Origin of the sequence: Arsukibacterium sp. (assembly GCF_018402695.1) — a bacterium.
Classification (GTDB): domain Bacteria; phylum Pseudomonadota; class Gammaproteobacteria; order Enterobacterales; family Alteromonadaceae; genus Alishewanella.
Genome location: NZ_JAGYIM010000014.1, coordinates 87705 through 103948 on the forward strand (window position 1 = coordinate 87705; position 16244 = coordinate 103948).

At 47.3% G+C, this 16244-nt stretch carries 14 protein-coding genes; 9 read left to right on the forward strand and 5 right to left on the reverse strand.

What is annotated here, in order from left to right:
- Positions 1-20: 20 nt before the first annotated feature.
- From KG631_RS07405 to ubiG, 5 genes are all read right to left on the reverse strand, one after another.
- The gene (locus tag KG631_RS07405; protein WP_213997576.1) at positions 21-998 is read right to left on the reverse strand and encodes a hypothetical protein; all 978 of its coding nucleotides are present in this window, start codon (positions 996-998) and stop codon (positions 21-23) included.
- Positions 999-1065: 67 nt separating this feature from the next.
- Complete coding sequence (gene yfaE, locus KG631_RS07410) at positions 1066-1320, reverse strand: class I ribonucleotide reductase maintenance protein YfaE (protein WP_213997577.1); 255 nt, start codon at positions 1318-1320, stop codon at positions 1066-1068.
- 6 nt (positions 1321-1326) lie between these two features.
- Positions 1327-2457, reverse strand: coding sequence for a class Ia ribonucleoside-diphosphate reductase subunit beta (gene nrdB / locus KG631_RS07415; RefSeq protein WP_213997578.1), 1131 nt, complete (start codon positions 2455-2457; stop codon positions 1327-1329).
- A gap of 71 nt (positions 2458-2528) precedes the next feature.
- Positions 2529-4814 (reverse strand): class 1a ribonucleoside-diphosphate reductase subunit alpha, encoded by a 2286-nt coding sequence (nrdA, locus tag KG631_RS07420; RefSeq protein WP_213997579.1) that lies wholly within the window; start codon positions 4812-4814, stop codon positions 2529-2531.
- Positions 4815-5190: 376 nt separating this feature from the next.
- The gene (ubiG, locus tag KG631_RS07425) at positions 5191-5907 is read right to left on the reverse strand and encodes a bifunctional 2-polyprenyl-6-hydroxyphenol methylase/3-demethylubiquinol 3-O-methyltransferase UbiG (RefSeq protein WP_213997580.1); all 717 of its coding nucleotides are present in this window, start codon (positions 5905-5907) and stop codon (positions 5191-5193) included.
- A gap of 187 nt (positions 5908-6094) precedes the next feature.
- Between ubiG and gyrA the strand changes: the two genes are divergently transcribed.
- From gyrA to KG631_RS18855, 9 genes are all read left to right on the forward strand, one after another.
- Positions 6095-8761: a DNA topoisomerase (ATP-hydrolyzing) subunit A gene (gene gyrA / locus KG631_RS07430; RefSeq protein WP_213997581.1), complete on the forward strand. Its 2667-nt coding sequence runs from the start codon at positions 6095-6097 to the stop codon at positions 8759-8761.
- Between the two features lie 81 nt (positions 8762-8842).
- Entirely contained in the window at positions 8843-9940 is a 1098-nt protein-coding gene (gene serC, locus KG631_RS07435; protein WP_213997582.1) for a 3-phosphoserine/phosphohydroxythreonine transaminase, read from the forward strand.
- Positions 9937-11217 carry a 3-phosphoshikimate 1-carboxyvinyltransferase gene (aroA, locus tag KG631_RS07440; RefSeq protein ID WP_213997583.1) on the forward strand — a complete coding sequence of 427 codons (1281 nt, stop codon included), beginning with the start codon at positions 9937-9939 and terminating at the stop codon, positions 11215-11217. The genes serC and aroA overlap by 4 nt, the downstream gene beginning before the upstream one ends.
- A 148-nt stretch (positions 11218-11365) precedes the next feature.
- Positions 11366-12058 (forward strand): (d)CMP kinase, encoded by a 693-nt coding sequence (gene cmk / locus KG631_RS07445; protein ID WP_213997584.1) that lies wholly within the window; start codon positions 11366-11368, stop codon positions 12056-12058.
- 107 nt (positions 12059-12165) lie between these two features.
- Positions 12166-13845 carry a 30S ribosomal protein S1 gene (gene rpsA, locus KG631_RS07450; RefSeq protein ID WP_213997587.1) on the forward strand — a complete coding sequence of 560 codons (1680 nt, stop codon included), beginning with the start codon at positions 12166-12168 and terminating at the stop codon, positions 13843-13845.
- Positions 13846-13886: 41 nt separating this feature from the next.
- Positions 13887-14192 (forward strand): integration host factor subunit beta, encoded by a 306-nt coding sequence (ihfB, locus tag KG631_RS07455; protein ID WP_268753150.1) that lies wholly within the window; start codon positions 13887-13889, stop codon positions 14190-14192.
- Positions 14193-14229: 37 nt separating this feature from the next.
- Complete coding sequence (locus KG631_RS07460) at positions 14230-14472, forward strand: lipopolysaccharide assembly protein LapA domain-containing protein (RefSeq protein ID WP_213994813.1); 243 nt, start codon at positions 14230-14232, stop codon at positions 14470-14472.
- A gap of 59 nt (positions 14473-14531) precedes the next feature.
- Positions 14532-14897, forward strand: a complete 366-nt coding sequence (locus KG631_RS18845) for a hypothetical protein (protein ID WP_301003674.1) — start codon at positions 14532-14534, stop codon at positions 14895-14897.
- Positions 14898-15806: 909 nt separating this feature from the next.
- Positions 15807-15911, forward strand: coding sequence for an orotidine 5'-phosphate decarboxylase / HUMPS family protein (locus KG631_RS18855; protein ID WP_301003676.1), 105 nt, complete (start codon positions 15807-15809; stop codon positions 15909-15911).
- Positions 15912-16244 lie beyond the last annotated feature (333 nt).

Consider the following 16244-nt stretch of genomic DNA (forward strand, 5'->3'; position numbering starts at 1 on the left):
GTCTGCGGCTGGTGCCACTGTCACAGTGGTGTCGCCAGCTGCAGCTTCACCTGATCTTTTAAATTCATAAAATCTTCGTCTGCGCTGGTCGTATTAGCAATGTCGGCAAATAATAATTCAGCCCGGGCCTCGCTGCCAGACAGCATAAATAACTGTACTAAACGCAATTTTGCCCAGTTTAGCCGGCTTTGATCGGAATCTTTGTAATAGCCGATATATTCCGACAGTGCAGTTATGCCCTCTAACACATTATTCTTTGTAAGAACAGCCAGGCGACCAACCTGGTATAACGCACTGTATCGCTGGCTTGGCTTGACACTGAATTCAGCGGTTTTACTATACATCTGTTGCGCAACCAGATAGGCATCCTGCCTGGCCAGAATGCTGGCTTTACTGGCGAGGAGATCTGGCTGATTGGGTGTCGTTGCCAGATGTTTATCAATAAGTGCTACCGCTTCACTGAACCGTTCATCCAGAATTAACATCTGTACCTGCGCCAGCGTACCTTGCAGCGGATCCAGCGCCGCCAGGATCGCCGCCTGTTCAGCCGCAAGCTCCTTACTACCACCTGCCGCAGCCGGGGCTGTCTGATAGAAACTTATCAGTGCCTGTTGAGCCGGATAATTATGAGGGTCGATAGTGACGGCTTGTACAATTAACTGCAGTCCATCACTGGTTCGTTGCCTGGCGTTAAAAATATTGCCCCCGGAGGCAAGTATAATTTTGTTAATCCCTGCTAAATATAGAAGTTCACTATGCTGGGGGTGGTCAACGATTAATTGATTTAACAGTGTGTTAGCTTCTTCTCGTTGACGTAAATTAAACATGGCCTGTACGTAGAACACGGCTAAATCCGGCTGTTGTTTAAGTAATGGTTGTTGATCCAGCTCAGTCAGGATCTTTCGGTATTGTGCTTGGTCAAACCAACCATTCAATTGTTCCGGCTCTAAGCCGAAAACAGAAAAACTGAACAATAACCCCAAAAACGCCATTTTCATTGAAACCAGCCTTATAGCAGTAATTACCCGTTTAGTGTGCGGTATTACATTGGAAAACACCAGTAGCTCAAGGAATTTCAATTTTGACATCCGTAACAGGAATGCTACAACAGGGCAAAAACTCTCCCTGTCGAACAAACGCCAAAGGTTCATGTAAATATTGAATACGTCCGGTTATCAATTTGCAGCGGCAGGCACCACAATAGCCCTCCCTGCACTGATAACTGATATCTTGTTGCTGCTGTTCAAGGCAGTGCAGGATAGTCGGTTCGCTGCCATCAAAATTGATAGCAGCTTGCCCGGCAACTATAATTTGTGGCATGACGGGTTAGAGGTCGAAATCGCCAAACTCAGCCCCATCAACCTCGTTATCTATCTGGCCAACCAGATAGGAGCTGATTTCAGACTCCTGCGGCGCCACCTGAACATTGTCCGACACCAGCCAGGCGTTAATCCAGGGAATTGGATTTTGGGTAGTGCTGAAGCGAGCTTTTAAGCCAACAGCCTGCATCCGGCTGTTGGTTATATATTCAACATACTGGCATAAGATATCTTTGTTCAGACCGATCATCGAACCATCTTTAAACAGATACTGAGCCCAGTCTTTTTCCTGCTCAGCAGCCTTTAAGAAAATAGCGTACGCTTGTTCTTCACATTCCTTAGCAATTTCTGCCATTTGCGGGTCATCTTCGCCGGCAGCCATAATATTCAATATATGTTGGGTACCGGTAAGATGCAGTGCTTCGTCCCGCGCAATCAGTTTGATAATTTTGGCGTTGCCTTCCATTAACTCACGCTCTGCAAAGGCAAAGCTACAGGCAAAGCTAACGTAAAATCTTATGGCTTCAAGCACGTTGACCGACAACATACACAGGTACAAGCGTTTTTTCAGTTCGCGCAGGCTGATACTTTCAGTTTTACCATTTATTTGATGATCGCCCTCGCCACAACGCTGATACAGATTAATGCCATCAATCAGGCTATCGTAATAACGGGTAACATCGTCGGCACGCTCCAGAATTTTCTCATTCAGCATAATGTCGTCGAACACTTTATGCGGCTCTGACGTGATATTGCGGACAATATGGGTGTAACTACGACTATGAATAGTTTCACTAAAAGCCCAGGTTTCAATCCAGGTTTCCAGCTCAGGAATAGATACAATTGGCAGAAATGCCACATTAGGCGAACGGCCCTGTACGGAGTCGAGTAAAGTCTGATATTTCAGATTGCTCAGGAAAATATGTTTTTCATGCTCTGGCAGGTTCTGGAAGTCTATCCGGTCTTTGCTGACATCAATTTCTTCCGGGCGCCAGAAAAAGCTCAGTTGTTTTTCTATCAGTTTTTCAAAAATAGGGTACTTTTGCTGGTCATAGCGTGACACATTGACAGCATTACCAAAGAACATCGGTTCTTTCAGTTGATTATTAATTTCACGATTAAAAGTGGTATACGCCATTGCTGTAAATATCCTGATCCAAAACCTGTTATTACTACGCTCCGTTGTAGCGGAGCGATGACTTTTCCCTGTTAAATTTTGCAAGCCCCGCCGGCACAGCCGTCGTCTTCCTGCTCAGGTTTGATATCTTCCTGCATATCAGCTGCACCATCCCGGGTGTTATGGTAATACATGGTTTTCACCCCTAGTTTATATGCAGTAAGCAGGTCTTTTAATAACAGCTTCATCGGTACCCGGCCACCATCAAATTTGTTCGGGTCGTAATTGGTATTAGCCGAAATGGTCTGATCAACAAACTTCTGCATTATCGCCACCAGGCTTAGATAGCCGTCATTTGACGGAATGTCCCACAGCAGTTCGTACTGGTGCTTTAAGCGCTCATACTCAGGCACAACTTGCTTTAAGATACCGTCTTTACTGGCTTTGACACTGATATGGCCGCGTGGTGGTTCGATACCATTAGTCGCGTTAGAGATTTGCGATGAGGTTTCTGACGGCATCAGCGCAGATAACGTTGAGTTACGTAAGCCAAACTGCAAAATGTCTTTGCGCAATTGCTCCCAGTTCAGCAGTAACGGCTCGGCACAGACTTTATCCAGATCTTTTTTGTAACTGTCGATAGGCAGGATACCTTCGGCATAGGTGGTTTCATTAAATTTAGGGCAGGGGCCTTGCTCCTGTGCCAGCTTGTTTGACGCTTTTAACAGGTAGTATTGAATCGCCTCAAAAGTACGGTGAGTTAGCCCATTGGCTGAACCATCCGAGTATTTCACGCCATTTTTCGCCAGGTAGTACGCATAGTTAATGACGCCAACACCCAAGGTACGGCGGTTAATCGAGGCATGGTAGGCTGCCGGAATAGGGTAGTCCTGATAATCCAGTAAGCTATCCAATGAACGTACCGCTAACTCAGCTAATTCCTCCAGCTCATCAAGTTCAGTTATGGCACCAAGGTTGAAAGCCGATAAAGTACAGAGCGCAATTTCACCGTTCGGATCATTAACATGCTCTAACGGTTTGGTTGGCAGGGCTATTTCCAGGCACAAATTACTTTGCCGGACCGGCGCTACTTTGGGATTGAATGGGCTATGGGTATTACAGTGATCAACATTCTGCAGATAGATACGGCCGGTGCTGGCTCGTTCCTGCATAAATAATGTGAATAGCTCTAATGCCTTAATACGCTTTTTACGAATGCTGCTGTCAGCTTCATATTTAACGTACAGCTTATCAAACTGTTCCTGATCCTGGAAAAACGCATCATACAAACCAGGCACATCAGACGGGCTAAACAGTGTAATGTAATCGTCTTTAATCAAGCGGGTGTACATCAGCCGGTTAAACTGCACACCATAGTCTAAATGGCGCACCCGGTTTTCTTCTACCCCGCGGTTGTTCTTCAGTACCAGCAGTGACTCAACCTCTAAATGCCACAGTGGGAAAAATAAGGTTGCCGCACCGCCGCGCACGCCCCCCTGAGAACAGCTTTTTACCGCTGTCTGAAAATGTTTATAAAAGGGGATGCAACCAGTATGGAACGCCTCGCCGTTGCGTATTGGACTGCCCAACGCGCGAATACGGCCGGCGTTAATCCCAATACCAGCACGTTGCGATACATATTTTACAATGGCACTGGAGGTGGCATTAATCGAATCCAGGCTATCGCCACATTCAATAAGTACACAAGAACTAAATTGACGGGTAGGGGTACGCACGCCTGACATAATCGGCGTCGGCAGAGATAATTTGAACATCGAGGTCGCATCGTAGAAACGGCGGACAAAGTCTAATCTTGTGCTTTTTGGATAATTGGCAAACAGACAAGCTGCCACCAGAATATATAAAAACTGGGCACTTTCGTAAATTTCACCGCTAACCCGGTTTTGTACCAGATACTTACCTTCGAGTTGCTTAACCGCGGCATAACTGAAGTTTAAATCGCGGCTATGATCGATAAAGCCATTGATTGTCTCCAACTCTTCCCGGCTGTAGTCAGCCAGTATGTGCTGATCATAGCGTTTGGCTTCGACCATCTTAACCAGGTGGTCATAAAGATGTGGTGGTTCAAACTGGCCATAGGCTTTTTTGCGTAAGTGAAACACTGCGAGCCTGGCGGCCAGATACTGATAGTCCGGGCTGTCTTTAGAAATCAGATCGGCAGCGGCTTTAATAATGGTTTCATGAATATCAGCCGATTTAATCCCATCGTAAAACTGAATGTGTGACTTGAGTTCAACCTGGGACACAGACACATTGTGCAAGCCTTCGGCGGCCCAGGTAATGACCCGGTGAATTTTATCTAAATCGAGAGGTTCACGGCGTCCGTCACGCTTGGTGACAAAAAGATTTTGCGTCATCGCTGAAGAGTTCCGTTTCAATAGTTATTATTAACTGACAGCCCGTTAGCGCACGGCCCATTACACGCACCTGTTTGCTGGCGTTTTGCACAACATATAGGTGTAAATTAAAAACTGATCACAAGATAGTGTGGATTGGGTGCTTTTGCAAGCGCGCTGGTTGCTGAAAAAAAAACCGTAGTTGTTGCCGGTTAGTAGCTACTAACCTGTTAACGCCTGTCATAGAAATAGCATAAACGAAGCAAGCTTTTTCTTGGTCATAAAATTATTTGTTCTAAGCAGCTGCTTTTAAGTGCAACTGGCTATTTGGCAGGCATCGATACCATCTCGCTATTGTCGCAAAGGTATCGATCACCCTGAGTTTTTATCGTCAGTGTTAACTTTCAGCAGGCTTACGAGCCACTACAAAATAATTTACGTCTAAGCCAGGGCCGGTTTTAAAACTGTTATTCACTGGGTTGAAGTGCAGACCAGTGGCATCAACCAACTCCAGGCCTGCCTGCTCAATATCACGCATAAGCTGTGATGGGCGAATAAACTTGCTGAATTCATGTGTGCCTTTCGGGACCAGCCGCAGGATATATTCAGCACCTACTATCGCCATAGCGTATGCTTTTACCGTTTTATTAATAGTAGAAAAAAACAGTAAGCCACCAGGATTGGCTAAATCGGCACAGGCCTTTACCACCGACGCGGGCTCGGGCACATGTTCCAGCATTTCCATACAAGTAACGATGTCAAAAGCAGCGGGTTGGCTGATTGCAAAATCTTCTGCGGTACTTTGCTGATAATTTAACTTAACACCGGTTTCCAGTGCGTGTAGTCTGGCGACAGCCAGGGCATCGTCTGCCATATCAATACCCGTCACTTCTGCGCCGCTGCGCGCCAGGCTCTCTGCTAAAATACCGCCGCCGCACCCTACATCAACAATCCTTTTGCCAAAGACTCCGCCGGCAATATCGCTGATATAGCCCAGTCGGGTAGGGTTTAGCAGATGTAATGGTTTAAATTCACCGTCCTGATCCCACCAGCGGGCGGCAATATCGTTAAATTTTGCAATTTCAGCTGGATCAACATTTATATTTTGTGTCATGGTTCAGGCCTTTAAAATTTTTGCCATTATAAAGCCTTGATCTGTTTCAGCAAATAGCAGACAGGTTTTGGCATGCATAACAGGCATGGCAACTGCCATTTTATGTGGTAGAATCCTACGTTGTCTCGCGCTCTATAACATCGAAAAAAGCGAGTTATCTATCTGATTTAAGGGAAATTAGCGTTTTATGACAGATCTGGCCAAAGAAATAGTTCCGATTAATATCGAAGAGGAATTAAAAAACTCCTACCTCGATTACGCCATGAGCGTAATTGTTGGCCGGGCTTTACCCGATGTAAGGGACGGTTTAAAGCCTGTTCACCGTCGCGTTCTGTTTGCCATGAAGGAATTAGGCAACGACTGGAACAAGGCTTACAAAAAGTCTGCCCGGGTAGTGGGTGACGTTATTGGTAAATATCACCCACATGGTGACAGTGCTGTATACGACACTATAGTCCGGATGGCTCAGCCATTTTCATTGCGTTATATGCTGGTCGATGGTCAGGGCAACTTCGGCTCTATCGATGGTGACTCTGCGGCAGCAATGCGTTATACCGAAGTCAGAATGGCCCGGATTGCCCATGAACTGCTGGCCGATCTCGATAAAGAAACGGTTGATTTTGTGCCTAACTACGATGGCACTGAGCAAATTCCGGCGGTATTACCTACTAAGATCCCTAACTTACTAATTAATGGCTCATCTGGTATCGCCGTGGGTATGGCCACTAATATTCCGCCGCATAACCTGAACGAAGTTATCGACGGTTGTCTGGCCCTTATTGCTAACCCGGATATTGAATTGCATGAACTAATGCAATTTATTCCTGGCCCGGATTTCCCTACCGCTGCTATTATCAATGGCCGTAAAGGGATTGAAGAAGCGTACCGTACCGGTCGTGGCAAAGTCTATATTCGTAGTAAAACCTTTATCGAGACTGACGAAAAAACCGGTCGTGAGACCATTATCGTCAATGAGTTACCGTACCAGGTTAACAAAGCCCGCTTAATTGAAAAAATTGCCGAGCTGGTAAAAGAAAAACGGATTGAAGGTATTTCAGCGCTGCGTGACGAGTCTGACAAAGACGGCATGCGTATTGTCATTGAGCTGAAACGCGGTGAATCGTCAGATGTCATGCTTAATCAACTGTATTCCAACACCCAGATGCAAACGGTGTTCGGTATCAATATGGTGGCACTGGATGATGGCCAGCCTAAGCTACTTAGCTTAAAACAAATGCTGGAATGTTTCGTGCTGCACCGGCGCGAAGTGGTTACCCGCCGTACCGTGTACGATTTACGTAAAGCTCGGGATCGCGCCCATATCCTGGAAGGCCTGGCGATAGCCCTGGCAAACATTGATGAAATTATTGATCTAATCAAGAACTCAAACAGCCCGGCAGAAGCAAAAGCGGGCCTGGTTGAACGGGGTTGGCAGTTAGGTGATGTCAGTGCCATGTTAGAGCGGGCCGGCAAAGACGCCGCCCGGCCGGAGTGGCTGGAAGAGCACTTTGGTATTCGCGACAATTTGTATTTCTTAACTGAGCAGCAAGCGCAAGCTATTCTGGATTTACGTCTGCATAAGCTGACCGGCTTAGAGCATGAAAAAATTCTGGATGAATACAAACAGCTGTTAGAGCTGATTGCTGAATTGCTGCATATTCTGGGTAGCCCGGAACGGTTAATGGAAGTTATTTGCGAAGAATTAGAAGCGGCCAAAGCCCAGTATGGCGATGCCCGTCGCACCGATATCCAGGACAATATGCTGGATATCAATATGGAAGACTTAATTACCGAAGAAGATGTGGTCGTAACCCTGTCACACCTTGGCTATGCCAAGTATCAGCCTTTGTCTGACTATGAAGCCCAGCGCCGAGGTGGTAAGGGCAAGGCAGCCACCACAGTTAAAGACGAAGACTTTGTCGACAAACTGCTGGTGGCCAGTACCCACGACACCATTTTATGTTTCTCTAACCGCGGCCGCTTGTACTGGATGAAGGTATATCAGTTGCCTCTGGCCAGTCGCACTGCCCGTGGTAAGCCAATCGTTAACCTGCTGCCATTGGAGCAGGGCGAGCGGATTAACGCCATTTTACCGGTACGTGAGTACGAAGAAGGTAAATACGTGTTTATGGCGACCGCTAACGGTACTGTGAAGAAAACCGCATTGACCGATTACTCACGGCCACGGGCAAATGGCATTATTGCTGTGAACCTGAATGAAGGCGATCATCTGATTGGCGTTGATATTACCGATGGCAGCAATGAAATTATGTTGTTCTCAGATGATGGTAAAGTCGTGCGCTTTACCGAAGATCAGGTGCGTGGTATGGGTCGTACCGCTACCGGTGTTCGTGGTATTCGCTTACGTGAAGGCGGCTCTGTCGTTTCACTGATTATTCCAAAAGGTGATGGTGCGGTACTGACAGTCACTGAAAATGGCTATGGTAAACGTACAGCGTTAACCGAGTATCCAGCAAAGAGCCGGGCAACGCAGGGTGTAGTGTCGATTAAAGTGTCAGAGCGTAATGGTCTGGTCGTCGGGGCGGTACAGGTCAGCGAAACGGATGAAATTATGATGATTTCTAACCGTGGTACCCTGGTCCGCACCCGGGTAAAAGAAGTATCTGAAGTTGGCCGTAACACTCAGGGCGTTATTCTGATCCGTACCCAGGAGCAGGAGAAAGTGGTCGGGGTGGCGAAAGTCGATGAAATACAGGAACAAGATCTACCTTCTGATGCAGAGGGTGAAGCAATAACGGCAGACGTTACTGCTAGCGCTGATAGTGCTGATGTCGCTGGTACAGATTTGCAGGATAGCCAGCTGGCACAGGATAACGATAACGAGCAGACCTAACTCATCCGAAAACGGGCGCAATAGCGCTCGTTTTTTTTAGCCTATTTTTTAATAATGACTAATATTTGCGAGTAGTAATAAATGACCACCTTTAATTTTTGTGCCGGTCCGGCTATGTTACCCACGGCAGTGATGCAACAGGCTCAGCAGGAATTTATCAACTGGCACCAGCAGGGTTGTTCGGTAATGGAAATCAGCCATCGCAGCAAACCCTTTATTAAGGTTGCAGCTGAGGCTGAGCAAGACTTACGCGATTTACTTAATATTCCGGCTAATTATAAAGTACTGTTTATGCACGGTGGTGGCCGTGGCCAATTTTCGGCCGTGCCGCTTAACCTGTTTAATGCCAGCACAAACACAGGTAAAACTGGCGCTGACTATGTTATATCGGGTGCCTGGTCCAAAGCCGCAGTGGAAGAAGGCCATAAGTATGGCCAGCTGAATGTACTGGATATTCGCCATAAAACGGCAGAGGGCCTGCGCACTATTACGGAACCTGAGCAGTGGCAATTAAACAGCAACGCAGCCTTCGTGCATTGTTGCCCGAATGAAACCGTTGATGGTATTGAATTCACGGGCTTGCCGCAAACTGACACGCCCATTGTGGCTGACTTGTCATCAACCATTTTATCTCGTCCGATTGATGTTAATCGTTACGGGGTCATTTATGCCGGTGCTCAGAAAAACATTGGTCCTTCAGGTTTAACTCTGGCTATCGTCCGGGAAGATCTGTTACCTGTGGCAAAGGCTGCTATTCCGGCAGTACTGGATTACCGGCTGGCAGCAGAAAATGACAGTATGTTTAATACACCGCCAACCTTTGCCTGGTATCTGGCTGGCCTGGTGTTTAAATGGCTGAAACAACAGGGTGGCGTAACCGAAATGGCAACGCGTAACCAGATTAAAGCAGCTTTACTTTATGATTATATTGATAAAAGTGATTTTTACAGTAATGACGTTGCTAAAACCTGTCGCTCCTGGATGAATATACCTTTTTTCTTAGCCGACGAGCGCTTAAATGATGTGTTCGTTGAGCAGGCACAGTTGCATGGTTTGCTGGCGTTAAAAGGTCATCGGATGGTAGGTGGCATGCGGGCCAGTATCTATAATGCGATGCCAGTTGAGGGCGTGCAGACACTGGTGAGCTTTATGCAGGAATTTGAACGGGTAAACGGATGAAGACATTAACCATAGAGCCTATTGCAAAAATAGCCGGTGAAGTGCATTTACCGGGCTCAAAAAGTATTTCTAACCGGGTGTTACTGCTAGCCACATTGGCACAAGGTTCCACCACCATAAGCAATTTGCTGGATAGCGATGATGTACGGCATATGCTAACAGCCTTAACCGCACTGGGCATTAATTATAAGCTGTCTGAGTGTCGAACAAAATGCGAAGTGCGTGGGATCGGTGGCTTATTTAACCATCCACAGGCGATGACCTTATTTCTTGGCAACGCAGGTACTGCAATGCGGCCTTTAACAGCTGCGCTGGCGGCATCTAATGTTGATATCACCCTGACAGGTGAGCCACGGATGTACGAACGGCCGATTGGCCATTTAGTAGAAGCTCTGAGCCAGTTGCATGCAGACATTCGTTATCTGCAGAGCGATGGTTATCCGCCGTTACAGATCAAAGGCAAAACGTTACAAGGTGGAAAAGTTCAGATAGACGGCAGCATTTCCAGCCAGTTTTTAACCGCGATATTAATGGTCGCGCCGCTACTCGAAGGCGATAGCGACATTGAAATTGTTGGTGAGCTGGTGTCCAAACCTTACATTGATATCACTCTGGCTCTGATGCAACGCTTTGGGGTGGAAGTACGGAATCTTGATTATCAGCGCTTTATTATTCGCGGTGGTCAGCAGTATCAGTCCCCGGGCGACTGGTTAGTAGAAGGTGATGCCTCATCTGCTTCTTACTTTCTGGCAGCTGCAGCTATTAAAGGCGGTACTATAAAAGTGACCGGTATTGGTAAACATGCGGTGCAGGGAGACATTCACTTTGCCGATGCGTTGGAAGCTATGGGTGCCAGTGTAGAGTGGGGTGATGACTATATTATGGTTACGCGTGGCGAACTGAACGGTATAGATCGTGATTATAATGCGATACCCGACGCGGCGATGACTATTGCTACTACCGCATTATTTGCTAAAGGGCCGACGGTTATCCGCAATGTCTATAACTGGCGGGTAAAAGAGACTGACCGGTTAGCAGCGATGGCAACCGAACTCAGAAAGGTGGGGGCTGAAGTGGAAGAGGGACATGACTACCTTAAAGTGACGCCACCAGCGCAATTACAACATGCCAGTATTGCTACTTATAATGACCATAGAATGGCGATGTGTTTTTCGTTGGTCGCACTTAGCGACACGGCCGTTACAATTGAAGACCCTGATTGCACAGCTAAAACATTTCCCGGCTATTTTACGCTGTTTCAAAGCCTGCAAGCTTGATATCTGTCTTAAACTTAGCTGCAGACCTACTGGCTGCAGCTTCGCCAGCATCATTATCGCAACTAAACACAGCTTTTGTCGCAAAAACCTGTATAATATGGCGGTTTTAAAATTTGAATTAGCAAATTAATGCGCTTTAGGAGGTAGGATGCCGCAACATGCACCAGTAATTACCATTGATGGCCCCGGAGGCTCAGGTAAAGGCACCTTAAGCCGCTTACTGGCTCAGAAGTTAGGCTGGCAATTACTTGACAGTGGCGCTATCTACCGGGTGCTGGCACTGGCGGCGATGCATCATCAGATTGCCGCTGATGACGAAGAGGCACTGCAACCGCTGGCAGCACATCTGGATGTACAGTTTAGTGCAGATGAGCAGGGCAACACCAAGGTAACACTGGAGGGCGAAAATGTTTCGCATACTATTCGTACTCAGGAAGTTGCTGACGAAGCATCAAAAATAGCGTCGTTGCCCCGGGTGCGCGAAGCATTATTGCGCCGGCAGAGAGCCTTTGCCGAGGCCCCTGGCCTGGTGGCTGACGGCCGTGATATGGGTACTGTGGTGTTCCCACAGGCAGAAGTTAAAATATTTTTAACAGCTGACCCTGCAGAACGCGCCAACCGTAGATATTTAGAGTTGAAACAAAAGGGCCTGGATGTTAATATCGACGACCTTTTGAACGAGATCCAGGCGCGTGATGAGCGCGATATGAACCGGGCAGCGGCACCTTTGAAGCCTGCTACCGACGCATATATGCTGGACTCGACCAATAAACCTATTGAACAAGTGTTGGAAGAAGTAATTAACTACATCAATAGCAATGCGCTACTGACTGCAGGGTAAATACCAAAACCGCATTTTGGACAGCCCGTAACAAGGAATGTTGCAGGTAAACTTAGCAACCCCATAACGCATGATGCGAAATGGAGCACTTAACTGAAAAAGTGACTATGACTGAAAATTTTGCACAATTATTTGAGGAAAGCCTCAAGACCATCGAAACCCGCCCGGGTGCCATTGTTAAAGGTACCGTTGTTGCTGTTCTGAAAGACGTCGTTATGGTTGACGCCGGTCTTAAATCAGAAGCTGCGATCCCTGTTGAGCAGTTCAAATCGCTGAGCGGTGAAATCGAAGTTAGCGTTGGCGACATCATTGACGTAGCGTTAGACGCTATTGAAGATGGTTTCGGTGAGACCTTGTTATCTCGTGAAAAAGCTAAGCGCCATGAGGCCTGGGTTCGCCTGGAAAAAGCTTGCGAAGATAAAGAGACTGTTATCGGTGTTATCACGGGTAAAGTTAAAGGTGGTTTTACGGTTGAAGTCGACGGTATTCGTGCCTTCCTGCCAGGTTCATTAGTCGATGTACGTCCGGTACGTGACACCTTACACCTGGAAAACAAAGAACTTGAATTCAAAGTTATCAAGCTGGATCAGAAGCGTAACAACGTGGTGGTATCACGTCGTGCGGTGATCGAGTCAGAAAGCAGCCAGGAACGTGATCAGCTGTTAGAGACTTTAGAAGAAGGCATGGAAGTTAAAGGTATCGTTAAGAACCTGACTGACTACGGTGCTTTCGTAGACTTAGGTGGCGTAGACGGCTTACTGCATATCACTGATATGGCATGGAAGCGCGTTAAGCACCCAAGCGAAATTGTTAATGTTGGCGACGAAATTCCAGTAAAAGTACTGAAATTTGACCGCGAGAAACAACGTGTTTCATTAGGTCTGAAGCAAATGGGTGAAGATCCATGGGCCGCTATTGCCTCACGTTACCCAGAAGGTGCCCGCATCACTGGTCGCGTAACCAATTTAACTGACTACGGCTGCTTCGTGGAAATCGAAGAAGGCGTTGAGGGTCTGGTTCACGTTTCAGAAATGGACTGGACTAACAAAAATATCCACCCATCTAAAGTGGTTAACTTAGGTGACTCTGTTGAAGTAATGGTATTAGAAATTGACGAAGAGCGTCGTCGTATTTCTTTAGGCCTGAAACAGTGTAAAGCTAACCCTTGGGAAGAGTTTGCTAAAGGCTTTAACAAGAATGACCGTGTTAGCGGTAAGATCAAGTCAATCACTGACTTCGGTATCTTCATCGGCTTAGACGGCGGCATTGATGGCCTGGTTCACTTATCTGACATCAGCTGGAACGCTACCGGCGAAGAAGCGGTTCGTGAATTCAAGAAAGGCGACGAAGTACACGCAGTTGTGTTACAAGTTGACCCAGAGCGCGAGCGTATTTCTTTAGGTATCAAACAACTGGATGAAGATCCGTTCAATGGTTACCTTGCTGACAACAAAAAAGGTGCTATCGTTAAAGGTGAAGTGACTGCCGTTGACGCAAAAGGCGCTTCTGTTATGTTAGAAGGTGCTGTAGAAGGTTACATCCGGGTTTCTGATATCGCGCGCGAGCGAATTGAAGATGCCTCAACAGTGTTGAAAGTAGGCGAAGAAGTTGAAGCTCGTTTAATGGGTGTTGATCGCAAAAACCGCGTTATCAGCCTGTCAATTAAAGCGAAATTCGAAGCTGAAGAAAAAGAAGCTATGGATACCGTTAATACCAAGCAGCAAGAAGCTGACTTCGGTGGTAACGCTATGGCCGAAGCATTTAAAGCTGCTCAGAAGCAGGATTAATTGCTAGCAAAGCAGGGGGCACTTGCCCCTTGCTTTATCATTTGGGTTTTGCAGGAGGGTCTATGACCAAGTCTGAATTGATTGAAAAATTAGCAACCGATTTCCCGCATATTCAAGTCAAGGATGTCGAAGCATCTGTTAAAGAAATTCTGGAACAGATGGCCCAATCACTGTCATCGAACGAGCGCATCGAGATCCGCGGTTTTGGCAGTTTTTCACTGCACTATCGTGCTCCCCGTATTGGCCGCAATCCTAAAACCGGCGATAAAGTTGAATTAGACGGTAAATACGTCCCACACTTTAAGCCAGGAAAAGAATTACGCGATAGGGTAAAAGATAATACCTGATCTCTAATCAGGTCTATTGCAGTACACGGAGAGTCTTTTGAGCAGATTACTGTATCTGATACTGATTATTGCTTTTCTGGTAGTAGGTTTTGTGTTTGGTGCGATTAACCAACAACTAACTGATATTCATTTTCTTGTCGTAAAACTGCAATTGCGTGTTGTTGATATTGCCATAATTTTCCTGATAACCGGCGTGCTGTTAGGATTGATAATTGCAGCTTGGTTAAGCATGGCTCGTCGCACCAAAAAATGGCTTAAACCTACCGCAGAGAAAACCTGACTTTTATGTTGGAATTGCTATTTTTGTTACTACCTGTAGCTGCCGCTTACGGCTGGTTTATGGGTAGAAATAGCGTTAAACATACTGAACTTAAAGACCGTGCCAGCGTCACCCGCAATCTTTCCTCTGGTCTTAATTTTTTACTGACAGATCAGGAAGACAAGGCCATCGAGCAGTTGCTGGAATTGCTGGATATCGAAGCCGCCACTATCGAAACCTATTTAGCCCTGGCGAACTTATTCCGACGCAAAGGCGATTGGGACAAAGCCATCCGTATTCATGAAAAACTGCATCAATTAAAGTTAGCCAAACCACAAGCTCAACAAATTCAGTACGAATTGGCAAAAGATTATTTCTCTGCCGGTTTGTATGATCGGGCTGAGAGCCTGGCGACGCCCTTAGTTAACACTCACCCGTTGGCGTGAACCGGCGCTGAAACAGCTGTTCAGTGATCTTTACCGGCCAGCCGCGACTGGCTGGCCGCCAAAGCTGCTCGTCACTTGGAACTGAAGTCAAGTAACAGCCGGTCCCGGTCCTTAAAAATTGCGTCCTGGCAAAATATGGCTGCCGAAGACCAGCTAAGAGACCAGCCAGACATTGAACATGTTTACGGCAATTGGTCGATAGCAGCTCGCTGGCTATCCGACCGCGCTTAATACTCAGGCCAAGTTCTATCTGGCAGCAAAGAGCAGCGCGAGCAGCGCAGAGCGCCACTGCTGAGTATAATCAAACAAAAGCCCGCAATGGAGTGCTGGAAGTATTGCCTCTGTTGCAGCAGATGCGAGTTCGACGGTGAACAGTGGTATCAGCTACTCAGCCAGCTGGCTAATAAGCAGCATAATGTCACGGCCAGTAGGCTTGCTCGCGGCTGACTGGCTGGCTGGAGCATGGCTCGCCAAAGCGGCTGGAGCAGTTTTTACTGGATGCAAATTCGCGGCAGCAACCCAGCATCCGCCTCTTTCAAAAGTTGTTGCAGGTACGCCAGCATCAATCCACTGCCGCCCGGCCAGGAGCGCTGTCTTCGGTCGAAGAGCTGGTACAAGCCTACGGCTCGCTACAAAGTGTTGTGCTGGCCGCCGCAATTGCGGTTTTAAGACCCGTCAACAATACTGGCTTTGTCCATCTTGCCAGCAATGGGGAGACAGTTGGGCCCCATTACCGGTATTGACGGCCGTTGCAATTTTACCTGCCGATTATGCTAAGGAATACCGATGTCTTGTCAACACGCCTGTTGTGGTTGCGGCTTGACTATGCCAACCAGACTGAAGCACTTAATTTAGTGGCCCAGCTCGATCCGCGCGTTATCGGCGCCGTTTAAAGGCTGGTAGGCAGAGATGTTTACTCATTTTGGTCCGGCCTTGTCGCAGAGTTGCGGCAACGGAATCTTTGACGTATTTCTCGACCTGAAATTTCATGATATACCCAATACGGTGCGCTAAAGGCCGTGCGGGCGGCAGCGGGATCTCGGCGGCATGGATGGTCTAATGTCCATGCCAGTGGTGGCAGTGGAAACGATGACCGCTGCCCGGGAAGCAATAGCAGCGCTACGGCATCAATAAGCCAAAACTTATCGCGGTGACCGTGCTGGCCAGTATGGAACCGGCTGATTTAGCTGAGCTGGGTATTACCCTCGCCCCGGCGCAGCAGGTGCGAGAGCTAGCCGCGCCCAGCCGCAGACAAGCGGCTTAGATGGTGCAGTGGTCTGTTCCGGCACAGGAAGCAGTTGCATTAAAAACAGCAATTTGGTAATACTTTTCAATTAGTTACTCCTG